Annotated in this window: 11 protein-coding genes and 1 pseudogene; 4 read left to right on the top strand and 8 right to left on the bottom strand. The window is 65.8% G+C overall.

Annotated elements, in window-relative coordinates; all coding sequences use genetic code 11:
* Positions 1 to 1,311 carry an aspartate aminotransferase family protein gene (locus tag AC1VNY_RS07720; protein ID WP_482404735.1) on the bottom strand — a complete coding sequence of 437 codons (1,311 nt, stop codon included), beginning with the start codon at positions 1,309 to 1,311 and terminating at the stop codon, positions 1 to 3.
* Between the two features lie 146 nt (positions 1,312 to 1,457).
* Here AC1VNY_RS07720 and AC1VNY_RS07715 point away from each other — a divergent pair, with 146 nt between their 5' ends.
* Positions 1,458 to 1,949: an Lrp/AsnC family transcriptional regulator gene (locus AC1VNY_RS07715; protein WP_482404734.1), complete on the top strand. Its 492-nt coding sequence runs from the start codon at positions 1,458 to 1,460 to the stop codon at positions 1,947 to 1,949.
* A gap of 14 nt (positions 1,950 to 1,963) precedes the next feature.
* On the opposite strand, the gene AC1VNY_RS07710 is transcribed toward AC1VNY_RS07715, so the two are convergent.
* Genes AC1VNY_RS07710 through AC1VNY_RS07700 form a run of 3 tightly spaced genes read right to left on the bottom strand, consistent with a single transcriptional unit; the run spans position 1,964 to position 5,037 of the window.
* On the bottom strand, positions 1,964 to 3,295 hold the full coding sequence (locus AC1VNY_RS07710) for an NRAMP family divalent metal transporter (RefSeq protein ID WP_482404733.1): 1,332 nt from the start codon (positions 3,293 to 3,295) through the stop codon (positions 1,964 to 1,966).
* Between the two features lie 57 nt (positions 3,296 to 3,352).
* Positions 3,353 to 4,117: an MBL fold metallo-hydrolase gene (locus tag AC1VNY_RS07705; RefSeq protein WP_482404732.1), complete on the bottom strand. Its 765-nt coding sequence runs from the start codon at positions 4,115 to 4,117 to the stop codon at positions 3,353 to 3,355.
* On the bottom strand, positions 4,114 to 5,037 hold the full coding sequence (locus AC1VNY_RS07700) for a DMT family transporter (protein WP_482404731.1): 924 nt from the start codon (positions 5,035 to 5,037) through the stop codon (positions 4,114 to 4,116). The genes AC1VNY_RS07705 and AC1VNY_RS07700 overlap by 4 nt, the downstream gene beginning before the upstream one ends.
* A 98-nt stretch (positions 5,038 to 5,135) precedes the next feature.
* Here AC1VNY_RS07700 and AC1VNY_RS07695 point away from each other — a divergent pair, with 98 nt between their 5' ends.
* Positions 5,136 to 5,999, top strand: coding sequence for a LysR family transcriptional regulator (locus AC1VNY_RS07695; RefSeq protein WP_482404730.1), 864 nt, complete (start codon positions 5,136 to 5,138; stop codon positions 5,997 to 5,999).
* A 426-nt stretch (positions 6,000 to 6,425) separates the two neighbouring features.
* Here the strand turns inward: AC1VNY_RS07695 and pdeM are convergent, their stop codons facing one another.
* The 4 genes from pdeM to AC1VNY_RS07675 all read right to left on the bottom strand — a co-directional run bounded on the left by pdeM (position 6,426) and on the right by AC1VNY_RS07675 (position 12,549).
* Positions 6,426 to 7,097 carry a ligase-associated DNA damage response endonuclease PdeM gene (gene pdeM, locus AC1VNY_RS07690; RefSeq protein WP_482404729.1) on the bottom strand — a complete coding sequence of 224 codons (672 nt, stop codon included), beginning with the start codon at positions 7,095 to 7,097 and terminating at the stop codon, positions 6,426 to 6,428.
* Between the two features lie 63 nt (positions 7,098 to 7,160).
* Positions 7,161 to 9,920, bottom strand: a complete 2,760-nt coding sequence (locus tag AC1VNY_RS07685; RefSeq protein WP_482404816.1) for a ligase-associated DNA damage response DEXH box helicase — start codon at positions 9,918 to 9,920, stop codon at positions 7,161 to 7,163.
* Positions 9,921 to 10,222: 302 nt separating this feature from the next.
* Positions 10,223 to 11,449 carry an ABC transporter substrate-binding protein gene (locus tag AC1VNY_RS07680; protein ID WP_482404728.1) on the bottom strand — a complete coding sequence of 409 codons (1,227 nt, stop codon included), beginning with the start codon at positions 11,447 to 11,449 and terminating at the stop codon, positions 10,223 to 10,225.
* 173 nt (positions 11,450 to 11,622) lie between these two features.
* Entirely contained in the window at positions 11,623 to 12,549 is a 927-nt protein-coding gene (locus AC1VNY_RS07675) for a methyltransferase domain-containing protein (RefSeq protein ID WP_482404727.1), read from the bottom strand.
* A 130-nt stretch (positions 12,550 to 12,679) separates the two neighbouring features.
* Between AC1VNY_RS07675 and AC1VNY_RS07670 the strand changes: the two genes are divergently transcribed.
* Both AC1VNY_RS07670 and AC1VNY_RS07665 read left to right on the top strand, forming a co-directional pair.
* On the top strand, positions 12,680 to 13,759 hold the full coding sequence (locus AC1VNY_RS07670; RefSeq protein ID WP_482404726.1) for a ligase-associated DNA damage response exonuclease: 1,080 nt from the start codon (positions 12,680 to 12,682) through the stop codon (positions 13,757 to 13,759).
* A pseudogene (locus AC1VNY_RS07665) lies at positions 13,756 to 14,054 on the top strand (ATP-dependent DNA ligase); the annotation flags it as partial. The gene AC1VNY_RS07670 and the pseudogene AC1VNY_RS07665, both read left to right, overlap by 4 nt.

The following is a 14,054-nucleotide window of genomic DNA, read 5'->3' as shown; positions in this document are numbered from 1 at the left end:
TTAGCCAGCCCTGCTTTGCAACGCGCTTTCGAACGCGTCGCCGAGGATCGAGAGGCCAAGATCGATCTCGTCGTCGCTGATCGTCAGCGGCGGGGCGATGCGGAACACGCTGCCCATGCCGGGCAACTGAACGATGTTGGTGCTCAGTCCAAGCTGCATGCAGCGCTGGGAGACACGCGTTCCGAGCGCTTCATCAGGCTCCTTGCTGTAACGGTCGCGCACGATCTCGATGCCCTGCATCAGCCCCCTGCCGCGCACGTCGCCGATGCATTCGAACCGGTTCTGCAGTGCGAGCAGCCCGTCCCTCAGCCGCGCGCCCGCTATCCTGGCGCGCTCGACCAATCTGTCGCGCAGGATGATCTCGATGACCTTCAGCCCGACCGCGGCCGGCATTGGGTCCGACACATGCGTCGTGTAGAACAGGAAACCACGTTCATGACACCGCTCTTCGATCTCGGCGGAGGTGACGACCGCAGCCAGAGGCAGGCCGGCACCGAGCGTCTTCGACAAGGTCAGGATGTCAGGCACGGCGCCGTCGTGCTCGAAAGCGAACATGGCGCCGGTTCGGCCGAGGCCGGTCTGTGCTTCGTCGACGATCAGCAGCATGCCGCGTGCCCGGCACAGCTCTTTGAGCTCGGCAAGGTAGCCTTCAGGCAGGTCGATCAGCCCGCCGGAGCTGAGGATCGGCTCGGCGATCATGCAGGCGAGCGAGCCGGTCGATTGGCGATCGATCAGATCGAAGGCGTAGGCCAGCTCGGCCCGCCAATCGGCCGTGTTGCCGAAGCGCGGGCGATAGGGGTTCGGCGTCGGGATCGCGAGCGAGCCGACCGGCGCGGGACCATAGCCCTTGCGGCCGGCCGAATAGGTCGTTCCGGCCGCGCCAGACGTCATTCCGTGCCAGGACTGTGCGAACGCGACGGTCTCGAAGCCGCCGGTGGCGAGCTTGGCCATCTTGATTGCCGCCTCGTTCGACTCGCCGCCGGTGCTGAGCAGCATGACGCGATCAAGCCCCGGCGGCAGCAGGCCCGCGAGTTGTTCGGCCAGCGCGACGACCGGGCGCGTCAGCATGCCACTGAAGAGATGGTCGAGCCGTTCGGCATGCTCGCTGATGGTCTGGACGATTTCCGGGTGACCGTGACCAAGCACGGCGCTCATCTGCCCGGACGTGAAATCCAGGATGGCTCGACCATCGGCGTCATAGACGAAGGATCCGGAGGCGCGCTCGATGATGACGGGAGCGAACGTCCCGCCATAGCGAATGAGGTGCCGCCGCGCGCGATCCCAAAAAGATTTGTCGTCATTTCCGGCCATGCTCGCTCCTTGCTGCTCGGTCGCAGCGATCAAGAACCCTCGCACCACATCCTATGCGCGCGCCAAGGCAATGACATTGCGATTTGAGATGCTTTTCACCCATTTTTCTGCAATAAATTGCGCAAACGATGGAAAGTGCGAAAGAAATGGGAATCGCGATCGTGATCGACGAGATCGACCGAAAAATCCTCGACGTGCTGCAGGTTGAGGGGCGCATCACGAATCTCGAGCTGGCCGAACGGATCGGCCTCTCGTCTGCCCCCTGCATGCGACGCGTCCGCACCCTCGAAGAGGCCGGCGTCATCAATTCCTATGTGGCGCTGGTCGACCCAACGCGGGTTGGACTCGGGTTCGACGTGATCGTCGAGGTCCGTCTCAAGCAACAGAACAGGGAATCCTTCGCGCGCTTCGAGAGGAAGGTGATCGACCTTCCGGAGGTCGTCGAATGTTGCATGATTGCCGGCGATTGGGATTACTCGCTACGGATCGTGTCCTCGGACCTCGCGCGCTATCAATCCTTCATCCTCGACCGCCTCATGCATCCGGACACCGACATCGCAAGCTACCGTACGACGATCATCCTGCGAAAGGTCAAATCGACCACCAAGATCGATAGCTCGCTGTTCGGCGAGGGTTGAGGAGTTCGAACGAGCTACAGCAGGAATCCGATCCCCATCGCGATCACGCTGAGCGCCATTGCGCCGGTCGAGAGCCAGCCGAGCCAGTACAGCCAGCCGCCGACCACGAAGCGGTCCATGACGTTCCGGCGGCGGGCCATGAACATCAGCAGCACCATCACGGGCACCGCGAGCACGCCGTTGACGACCGCGCTCCAGTACAGCGCCGCGATCGGATCGATCGGCGTGAAGTTGAGCGCGATGCCGATGCCGCCCGACAGCGCCAGCACCGAATAGAACGCAATCGCCTCCTTCGGCCTGCGCGTCAGCCCAACCGGCCATCGCTGGCCCTCGCCGACCGCATAGGCCGTTGCACCCGCAAGCACCGGGATCGCCAATAGGCCGGTGCCGACGATGCCAAGCGCGAAGATCACCTCGGCAAAGGGCCCGGCGATCGGGCGCAGCGCCTCGGCGGCCTGCGCCGAGGTCTGGATGTCGGTCTTGCCGGTGGCATGCAGCGATGCGGCGGCGGTGACGATGATCGACAATGCGATCAGGTTCGAGAATGCCATGCCGGTGATGGTGTCGGCACGGATGCGCGAGAATTCGTGCCGGGCGCCGTAATGCCGCTCGATCAGCGGATGCTTGGTGACATCGACCCGCTGCTCCTCCGCCTCCTGCGAGGCTTGCCAGAAGAACAGATAGGGCGAGATCGTGGTGCCGAGGATCGCAACGATGGTCGTGAAATAGTCGGCGCTCCAGCTGATGCGCGGCAGCAGCACGCCGGCCAGGGCCTCAATCCACGACACCTTGGCAAAGGCGAGCGCCGCGACATAGGCGAACAGGCTGAGCGTCAGCCATTTCAGGATCGCGACGTAGCGCCGGTAGTTCATGAAGATCTGCGCGGCCACCGAGGTGACGCCGAACAGCACTACATAGAGAATGGCCGGACCGCCGATCAGAAGCTTTGCCGCATCGGCCATGGCCGACAGGTCGGCCGCGATGTTGATGGTGTTGGCAATCGACAGCAGCGTCACCACGACGGCGAGCAGCCAGCCTGGATAATGCCTGCATACATTGCCCGCGATGCCGTGCCCGGTGACGCGGCCGACCCGCGCCGAAATCTCCTGGATCGCGCTCATCAGCGGAAACGTCAGCAGCATGGTCCAGCCAATGCCGTAGCCGAGTTGCGCGCCGGCCTGGCTGTAGGTGCCGATCCCCGAAGGGTCGTCGTCGGATGCGCCGGTGATCAGGCCGGGGCCGAGCGTCTTCAGGACGCGGTTGAAACTGAACGGCTGGCGCCGGGGCTTCGCCGCCGGCGCATCGTCATGTTTGTCGTGTGGTGAGATTGTCCCTTGCCGCGTCATGTCCGGTTCCAGCCGTCTGACAACGAGCCGAATACCGGCAAGTTCCTGAGGCGAAACCTACGGCTCGATGACCGTGGCGACGCCGGGTTCGAGGATGCGCAGACGGCGGCCGAAGCCGAGCGTATCGAAGCTCGCGCGCAGGTCGCTCGCGCTCTGCCGGAAATGCGCCCAGCCGTCGGTATGAACCGGCACGATCACCGCGTCCGCAAAGGCGCGTGCGGTTTCGATCGCGTCATTGGTGTCCATGGTGAGATGGAATGGGCCGCGGGTTTGCGCCGCGCCGGCGAACGGCAGCACCACGCCGCAGTCGAAGCGCCGCGCGACCTCGGCGACGCCGTCGAACCAGGTGGTGTCGCCGCTGACATAGACCGGACGGCCGGGCTTCGCCGGCTCGACGACGAAACCGATGACGTCGCCGGACAACGGCTCGATCCCGGCCGGTCCGTGCCGCGCCGGCGCCGCGGTGATGGTGAGTGTCCGGCCGCCCTTCCGCAACTCGGTCGTGGCCCAGGGCGCAAAGCCCTCGGCGTTGCCGCCGAGCCGCCTGGCGCCGGCCTCCGTCGTCAGCACGCGCTTCGCGCCTTTAAGGAAATCCCGGCCGGAATGGTCGAGATTGTCGGAATGCTGGTCGTGGCTCAGCAGCACCGCATCGATCGCGCCGACATCGCGCGCGCCGAGCGCGGGACCCGTCAGTTTCTCCAGTTTCACATGCGGCAGTTGATACTCGCCGGGTGCATCGAAGGTGGGATCGGTGAGCAGGCGGAACCCGTCGATCTCGATCAGGGCGGTGGGGCCTCCGATCAGCGTGATGGTGATACTCACGTCATACTCCTGCTCGTGGGGGCCGCCGGGCGGGTCACCAGGTAAATGCCGAGCGCGACCGGAACGATCCCGAGCAAGTCGCGAAATTCGACATGCTCGCCGAGCACGAGATAGGCGAACAGCATGCCGAGCGGCGGCATCAGGAAGTGATAGGCGCTTGCGGCGGTCGCGCCACACACTTTCAGGAGATGAAACCAGAGCAGATAGGCCAGGATCGAGCCGCCGAGCACGAGAAAGGTGAAGGCGCCGGCGAGACGCATGCTGGGCACGATGTCGCTGACGCTGGAGAGCGTGAAAGCGAACGGCATCACCGCAAGGCCGCCGGCGATGTTCTGGATGCCGTTGCCGATCCACAGGCTACCCTTCGGCGCCAGCAGCTTGAACAGCACCGTGCCGGCCACGATCGAGGCGAGCGAGGCCAGCGTGAACAGGATGCCGTGCGGGCTGTCCGATCCGACCGATATGCGATGCCAGACGATGAAGGCGACGCCGACGATGCCGAGCACGAGACCGATCACCTTGCGCAAGGTCATGCTCTCGCCGAGGAACAGCGCCGCCAACATGGCGGTGAACACCGGATTGGCCGAGACGATCAGCGCGCCGAGCCCGGCCGAGACCGTCTTCAGGCCGGTGTAGCCGAGGCCGAGATAGAGCGCGTTGTTGGCGACGCCGAGCACCGCAAACACCGCCGCATCGCGCCAGGTGAGATCCCATTGGTCGCGGCGCACCCCGGAGATGGCGAGGATCAGAACCCCGGCGAGCGAAAACCGCGCGGCGAGCAGGATCAGCGGCGGGCAATCGGTGACGCCGATCTTGCCGGCGACGAAGGCGTAGCTCCAGAGCAGGCAGAACAGGGCGATCAGCAGCGGCAGGGTGTTGAAGCGGGCGCGCGGGGCGGCCAACGAGGTTGCGGCGGACATGGGCGAATTCTCCTTCGGCCATGATCTAGGCCCGCGTCTTGATATTTGGAAATTAAATGATAGACTGGCATGCAGTGGATTTTTAAATGGAGGCTGCGATGCTCGACCTGGAGCTGTTGCGCAGTTTCGTCTCGGTGGTCGATGCCGGCGGCTTCACCCGCGCCGGAGAGCGTGTCCACCGCACGCAGTCGACGGTGAGCCAGCAGATCAAGCGCCTGGAGGAGGATGTCGGCCAGCCGCTGCTGGTCCGCAGCGGCAAGGACGTCACCCCGACGGAAGCCGGCGAGCGGCTGTTGACCTATGCGCGGCGGCTATTGTCGCTCGCCGAAGAGGCCCGCGACGTGCTCTCGCGGCCCGGCAGCGAAGGCGCGATCCGGATCGGCATCACCGAGGATTTTGCCGCCTATCGGCTGACGAAGCTGCTCGCCACTTTCGCGCGCAGCCATCCCAACTTGCGGCTCGACGTGCGCTCCGGCCAGAGCCTGTTCCTGTACCGCGATCTCGAACGCGGTGACCTCGATCTCGCGCTGATCAAGCGCGCCGCCAATGAGAAGGGCGGCATCGCGGTGTGGCCTGAACGCGTGCACTGGGTCACCAGCAAGAGCCACCCGCGCGATACGACGGCCGGCTCGGTTCCGCTGATCGGTTTCGCCTCGGGCTGTCTCTACCGCGCCCGCGCCATCCATGCGCTGGAGAGCGCCGGCCGCAACTGGCACATGGCCTACACCTCCTCCAGCCTCGCCGGCATCCAGGCCGCCGTCGCCGCGGGCCTCGGGCTCAGCATTCTGTCGGAAATGTCGATCCAGCCCGAGCATCGCGTGCTGACCGCAAGGGACGGCTTTGCGCCGATCGACCGCACCGAGGTCGCCCTCGTCGCCGCCCCCGAAGCCAGCCCGGCGACACTGCGGCTGGCCGACAGGCTCGCGGAGTATTGCGAAAGCGTGCAGGCGAAGGCGGCTTAGGCGAGGTCGCGCAACAATCTCTGCTGTCGTCCCGGCGAAAGCCGGGACCCATAACCACAGGGCTGTGTTGCCGAAGCAAGCTGTGGCCCCCAGCGTCGCGCAACAACGACCATCGGTGGTTATGGGTCCCGGGTCGCGCGGAGCCTGTCATCGGGCGGCGCTTCGCGCCGACCCGTTGGCTTGCCCGGGACGACAGCGAGTGTGGCGCGGCAGGCGAAGGCGGCGTAGGCGAGGTCGCGCAACAATCTCTGCTGTCGTCCCTGCGAAAGCAGGGACCCATAACCACAGGGCTGTGTTGCCGAAGCAGGCTGTGGGCCCAGCGTCGCGCAACAACGATCATCGGTGGTTATGGGTCCCGGGTCGCGCTTCGCTTGCCCGGGACGACACCGAGAATGATGGCAGATTGGAGCGGCTGGTCGCCGATCGCTAATAACACCGTGACGCGACGAACGCGTGGACGCGGTTGTCGCCGAGCACATGGGCCATGAAGCCGGGCGATCCGAAAATCCGCGTGAACGCGGCGTCGCGGATGCTCAAGCCGCCGGTGTAGGCGCCGAACGCCGGCATCACCGCGCGCTCGCCGTCACAGGCGAAGCAGCGGCGCTCGATCGAGCGGCCGCGGGTCGGCACCCGCGCCTTGGGATGCAGATGGCCGGCGATCTCGCCGCTCGCACCCGTCGGCTCATGACGGAACGCGATCGGACCGATCGCGACCTCGGTCGCGACCACGCCGCCAAGATCGGATGGCAGCGCCGGATCGTGGTTGCCCGAGATCCAGATCCAGTTGCGCCGCAGTTGCAAGGCCGCGAGCGCCTCGCGATCCGGATCCGATAGCCGCGCATGCGCATCGCGGTCGTGAAAGCTGTCGCCGAGCGCGATCACCTGCCGCGGATCGTGCCGCGCGATGACCGCGGCGAGCCGGCTCAGGGTCGCGACCGTGTCGTAAGGCGGCAGCAGCACGCCGCGGGCAGCGAAGCTCGAGCCTTTTTCCAGATGCAGGTCGGACACCACCAAGAGGCTCTGCGCTTCCCAGAACAGCGCGCCGGAGAAATCGGCCACGAATCCGACATCCGCCACCGTGACCCTCGAAACGCGCATGTCGTCACCGTCTCGCAAAGCTAGCGCGCTTGCCGTCACGTCCTGTTCCCCACAATGCCGGTATTACGTCGTCGCCTCCCGCACGAGTTCCTCGGCCGCCTCGGCCAGGAGCTCGTCGGATGCTTCGCCATAAACTGACTCGCGGCCGATTTCCAGCAGCGCGGGGACGGCAAGCGGAGAAACGTGGTCGAGATCCTTGTGGGTGATTCGGCCGTGGATGCGCGAAAGCATGTCGCTGAGGCGGCGAAGATCGAGCAGCCCCGTGGCGGCATCGCCGCGCGCGGCGCGCAGCAGCACGTGGTCGGCCTGATGTTTTCGCAAAACGTCGTAGATCAGGTCGGTCGAGAACAGCACCTGGCGGCGCGACTTCTCCTCGTCGGTGAAGCGGCGCGCGATCAGCCCGGAGATGATGGCGCAGTTGCGGAAGGTCCGCTTCATCAGCGCGGATTCCGCAAGCCACGCTTCGAGGTCATCGCCGAGCATGTCGGGATCGAACAGCGCATTGAGATCGAGCTTGCCGTGCCGGATCATGAAGGAGAGATCGCCGACGCCCCAGACCGCAAGCGCATACTCGTTGGCGACAAAGCCGAGCGGACGGGCGCGGGCGCGCTCCAGCCGGCGCGTCAGCAGCATACCGAGCGTCTGATGCGCGAGCCGGCCCTCGAAGGGATAGCAGACCAGATAATGGCTGCCGCCGCGCGGAAAGGTTTCCACCAGCAGCTCGCGCACCGCAGGCACCCGCGAAAATTTTCGCTGCAGCGACAGCCAGTCGTGCACTTGGTCCGGCAGCGCGTTCCAGGCCCGGCTGTTGTCAAGCAGCTTGCGGACCCGTTCGGCGAGATAGGTCGAGAGCGGGAACTTGCCGCCCATGTAGGACGGCACTTTTGCATCTTTATCATTGGCGCGGGAGACATAGACCTGGTCTTCAACCAAGGCCTCGTAGCGCACCACCTCGCCGCCAAAGACAAAAGTGTCGCCGGACACGAGGCCTTCGATGAAGACCTCCTCGATCTCGCCGAGCATCCGGCCGCCGCGCGCGATCGCGCCGGTCGATCCGCCGCTTTTCCCTTGCCCGCCGGCGCGCGAGCGCACCAGCCGCACCTTCAGCATGGTCTCCTCGACGATGGTGCCGACGTTGAGGCGATAGCTCTGCCGCACCTTCGGATTGGTGACGCGCCAGCGGCCCTGCTTGTCCTGCTTGATGCGCGCGAAACGCTCATAGGTCTTCAGCGCGTAGCCGCCGGTGGCGACGAAATCGACGACATCGTCGAAGTCGGTCCGCGCCAGCGCTGCATAGGGCGCTGCGGTCCTGACCTCATCATAGAGTTCATCGGACAGGAACGGCTTGCCGCACGCGCAGCCGAGCACGTGCTGGGCCAGTACGTCGAGCGCGCCCGAGCGCAAGGGCGGCGTGTCCTGCGCATTCTCCGCGATCGCGTCGATCGCGACACGGCATTCCAGCACCTCGAAGCGGTTGGCCGGCACCAGCACGGCGCGCGAAGCCTCGTCGAAGCGGTGATTGGCGCGGCCGATCCGCTGCATCAGCCGCGACGAACCTTTCGGCGCGCCGATATTGATGACGAGATCGACATCGCCCCAGTCGACGCCGAGATCGAGCGAGGAGGTGCAGACCACGCCGCGCAGCCGGCCCGCGGCCATCGCGTCCTCGACCTTGCGGCGCTGCGCGACGTCGAGCGAGCCGTGATGCAGCGCGATCGCCAGCCCGTCGTCATTCATGCGCCAGAGATCCTGGAACAGCATCTCGGCCTGGCTGCGGGTGTTGACGAACACCAGCGTGGTCTTGTTGCGCTTGATCAGCTCGTAGACCTCGGGCAGCGCATGGCGCGCGCTGTGGCCGGACCACGGCAGCCGCTCCCTGGTGTCGAGCATCTCGACCACCGGCGGCGCGGCACCGCCGGCGGTGACGACGTCGGCGGACGCAGGCTCGCCACCCGGCTGCGGCACCAGGAAACGCGCGAGCTGCTCCGGCTCGGCGACCGTCGCCGAGAGGCCAATGGCACGTATCTGCGGCGCGATGGTCCAGAGCCGCGCAAGTCCGAGCGACAGCAGATCGCCGCGCTTGGAGGTGACGAGCGCATGCAGTTCGTCGAGCACGATGCGCTTCAGCGAGGAAAACAGATAGGGCGCGTCGTCGGACGCCAGCAGCAGCGCCAGCTGCTCCGGCGTGGTGAGCAGGATATCCGGCGGATAGCGCCGCTGCCGCTGCCTCCGCGACACCGGCGTGTCGCCGGTGCGGGTCTCGATCCTGATCGGCAGTCCCATCTCCGCGACCGGCGTCTCCAGATTGCGCGCGATATCGACCGCGAGCGCTTTCAGCGGCGAGATGTAGAGCGTGTGCAGCCCGCCGCTGCGGCGAACGCCGCGACCGGTGGAGATGAGGTTCTTTCTTGGCTCCGCAGCGCTCGCTGGTAGGGCTCCCTCCCCCCTTGCGGGGGAGGGTTGGGGAGAGGGGTAAGCCGTATCGTTCGGAGCAAGCGGCGTACCCCTCTCCCGCCGTCCTTCGGACGTCGACCTCCCCCGCAAGGGGGGAGGTGGCGATCGAGTATGCGGCACAAGCTTTCCGTCTCTGCCCTGCCCCTCTCCACTCAACTCCACCAGCGTCGGCAAGAACCCCGCCAGCGTCTTGCCCGCTCCCGTGGGCGCGATTAGCAGTGCCGAGCGTTCCTCCCGCGCTTTCGCCAGCAGCGCGAGCTGATGCTCGCGCGGCGACCAGCCGCGTGAGGCAAACCAGTCGCGAAACCGGCGCGGCAGGAGATCGGCCGTTTCCGACGGCGGAACGGAGAAGAGATCGAGCGTCGACACGCCCAAGAGGTAGGTGGTTCAGGCGGTTTCGTCGAGGGCGGACGGAAATGGCGGCAGGTGGCAGCGACTCGGCGGGCCGCGAAGCGCTTGGGAGTCACCTCGCCCCGCTGCGGGGAGAGGCATAGGCCGCCCTTGGCGGCCGTTCAAAGAAACGCCGAAGCGAAGCTTCGGCTATGTCGCATCGCCAGATGCGATCCGGGTGAGGGGGTACAGGTCCATCCACGCGGCTCACTCGCGGAGAGAGCCCCTCACCCCAACCCTCTCCCCGTAAGAACGGGGAGAGGGAGAAGAGAGAGCTTCCCCTACTCCGTCATCGGCTCGCCGGCGAGGTCCCAATCCTTGCCGTTGAAGATCGAGACATAGAGCGTCTTCATCGGCGTGTAGTCGTCGGGCGTGTAGCTGTAATTGATGCCGTCGAGGAAATAGGGCGAGTGGAAACCGGCGAGCGTGGTGGCGTGCTTCAGCACGTTGGCGCGCGTCAGGTCGTCGCCGCAGCGGCGCAGGATTTCGCCCATCGTCGCCGCCTGGCCGTAGCCGGCGAACGCGATGGTGTTGTCGGGGTCGATGTTCGGCAGGTACTTCTTGCGCAGCTCCTCGAACGCGACCACGTCCGGATCCTTCTCGTAGCGCGGCACGCCGACTTCCTTGTTGTAGCGGATCGCGACGATGTCCTTGGCGTTATCGAGGCCCGCGGCGCTCAGGATCGAGCGACCGGTCGAGCCCGCCGACAGCAATTGCAGCGGCTTCCAGCCGAGCTCGGTCACCTTGCGGATCGACTGCGACGTCGCCTTGCCGGTGGTGATGTTGTAGAAGACGTCGGCGCCCGACTTCGAGAGATTGATGAGCTGCGAATCGACCGTCGGATCGGTGAGATCATAGGTCTGCTCCATGATCACCTGTGCCTTGCCGCCGGCATCGGCCAGCACCTTCTTGAACGGCCCCAGGAAGTCGCGGCCGAAATCATCGTTCTGGTAGAGGATGCCGACCTTGGCGTTCGGCTTCACGCTGACGACGTGCTTGGCGAGGATGCGCGCTTCGGTCGGATAGAGCGGCAGGCCCGCCATGGTCCATTTGAAATTCTTCGGGTCGTTCCACTTCGAGGCGCCGGTATTGAGCAACAACTGCGGCACGCCCTTGGAATTGAGATATTTGTGCACGGAGGTCTGCGGCGCGGTGCCGAGCGAGCCATAGAGCGCCAGCACCTCCTCCTGCTCGACCAGGCGGCGCGTCGCCTCGACGCATTTCGGCGCGCTGTAGGCATCGTCCATGGTGAGGAATTTCACCTTGCGGCCGTTGATGCCGCCCTTGTCGTTCAGCATCTGGAAATAGGCTTCGCCGACGCGCCCCAGCACACCATAAAGCGAGCCCGGGCCGGAATGCGGCACGGTCTGGCCGAGCTTGATCTCGGTATCGCTCGCACCCGGATCGTACTTCTTGTCGGCGGCCCGGACGAAGGGCGCAGGCAGCACGGACGCGGCGATCACGGACAATGCAGTGGCGCCGAACTCGCGCCGTGTATGTTTTTTCATTATTTCTCTCCCTGAGGCGAAAAGCTCTCGCATTCCGCCTTGCGCCGGGCAAGCGCGAAGTCACAGCTTTGCGGCGCAATGCCGCGTCACGGCAGATGCGTAGCGTGTAGACTCAAGTTTGGGAGCGTGAGGCAGTCTCTTCCCTTTTCCCCCTGTGGGAGAAGGTGAAGCGGTCACGGCTTGATGGCGACGGCGACGAGTCCCGGTGCCGGGATATTGTCTTCATTGCGCGCCGAGAGATCGTCGAGCAGCGCCAGCGTCAGCCCCGCGGCGGCGACGGAGCCGCGCACGTAAGCAGCACTATGGGCGTAGCGCAGTCCCTCGCCGATGATGACGCCTTCGTCGTCATGGGTCTCGGTCGTGAAGGCAAGCACGCCGCCCGGCACCAGCACACGGCTGGCCTCGGCGAGCACGGGCGCGAGATCGGCGACATAGACCATTGCATCCGCGGCCAGGATCAATTCGGCGCTGGCCTCGCGCCTGGCCGAAACGGCCTTCAACATGTCGTCGACCTCGAGCTCGGCATAGAGGCCGGTGGCGCGCGCCTTGTCGATCATGCGCGGCGACAGGTCGATGCCGATGAAGCGATCGACATGCCGCTCGAATGCACCCGCCGCCAGCCCGGTGCCGCAGCCGAGATCGATCGCACGCTTGAAGAAGGCCGGCTGCTTTGCGCCCGCACGCACCGACAGCACCGCCTTGAACAGCAGCGCCGGGCCGCGATAGCCGAGATCGCCGACCAGCGCGGCCTCGAAGCGCGGCGCATATTGATCGAACAGCGTCTGGACATAGCCCGGCGGCATCGCGCTGACGGCCTCGACGCCGAGCTGCATCAGGTACAGGCCGGCGCCATGACGGTCGTCGGGATCGGCGTCGCGCGCGCCGCGGAACGCTGCGATCGCGGCCTCGCGCTGGCCGAGCTCCAGGCGGATCTTGCCCAAGGTGTACCAGGCTGATGGGAATTTCGGCACAAGCTCGATCGCCTGTTCGAGCAGCTCGGCGGCAGCCGGCAGATCGCCCTTCAATTGCAGGTCGCGCGCGAACTCGTAGCGGCGGTCGGCGACGAGGTCGCCGGAGGACAGAAACAGGCGGGGGGCCATTCGCTTTAAGGAACCAATCTCGGCCGGGTCCGGCCATCCATCAAAGCACGGACTTTTTCCGGAGATGGATGCACGGGTCAAGCCTGCGGATCCGGCTAAACATCGCGGATCGAGCGCCTATATAGGGACGATGCGCCCGCAAGACATCCTGATGCCCGTCCCGGCCGGGCTTTGCTGCAAGCCCGGCGGCTTCCACATCGATCCTGTCAGGCCGGTCGAGCGGGCGCTGATCACCCATGGCCATTCCGACCATGCGCGGGCGGGCCATGGCGCTGTGCTCGCGACCCAGGAAACACTCGACATGATGCGGCTGCGCTATGGCGAGAACTTCGCCGGCTCTGTGCAGGCGATCGCCTATGGCGAGGAGATCAGGCTCGGCGACGTCACGGTGACGTTTCATCCCGCCGGTCATGTGCTGGGCTCCGCCCAGATATCGGTCGCCTGCAAGGATACCCGCATTGTCGCCTCCGGCGACTATAAGGATGCGCGCGACCCGACCTGCGCGCCGTTCGAGCTGGTGCCCTGCGACGTCTTCATATCAGAGGCGACGTTTGGATTGCCGGTGTTCCGCCATGGCGATGCCTCCGGCGAAGTGAACAAGTTGCTGGCGTCGGTCAAATTGTTTCCGGAGCGCGCGCATCTGGTCGGCACCTACTCGCTCGGCAAGGCGCAGCGCGTGATCGCGCTGCTGCGCGAGGCCGGCTACGATGCGCCCATCTATTTGCATGGCGCGATGGAGAAGATCACCTATTACTATCAAGAGCGCGGCATTCCGCTCGGCGAGCTCCGGCCCGCACGCGGCATGAAGAAAGCCGAGCTCGCGGGCACCATTACGCTGGCGCCGCCAAGCGCGACATCCGATGTCTGGACGCGCCGCTTTCCCGATCCTGTCACCGCATTCGCCTCGGGCTGGATGCGCGTGCGCGCGCGGGCCCGGCAGGGCGGTGTCGAGCTGCCGCTGGTGATCTCGGATCATGCGGACTGGGACGGGCTGACGGCGACGATCGCCGCCACCGGTGCAGGCGAGATCTGGGTCACCCACGGCCAGGAAGACGCGCTGGTGCATTGGTGCAAGACCAAGGGCCTTGCCGCGCGGCCGCTCGATCTGGTCGGCTATGGCGACGAGGACGAAGGCGAGACGGCCGCACTGACCGGCGAGGCGGAGCCCGCCGGCGAGGCCCAGCCCGTCGGCGAGACCAAGAAGCCATGAACCGCTTTGCCGAGCTGCTCGACCGCCTCGCCTACGAGCCCGGCCGCAACAACAAGATCAAGCTGCTGGTCGCCTATTTCCGCGAGACCGCGGACCCCGACCGCGGCTACGCGCTGGCGGCGCTGACCGGCGCGCTGTCGTTCAAGCACGCCAAGCCTGGGCTGATCCGCGACCTGATCACCGAACGCGCCGACCCGGTGCTGTTCGGCTACTCCTACGACTACGTCGGCGACCTCTCGGAAACGGTCGCGCTGATGTGGCCGAAATCTTCTCCCTCTGACTCTTATACACATCT

The organism is Bradyrhizobium ferriligni, assembly GCF_056837965.1.
The sequence above is the reverse complement of the archived record's forward strand: the minus strand, read 5'-3'. Positions and strand labels throughout refer to the sequence as shown.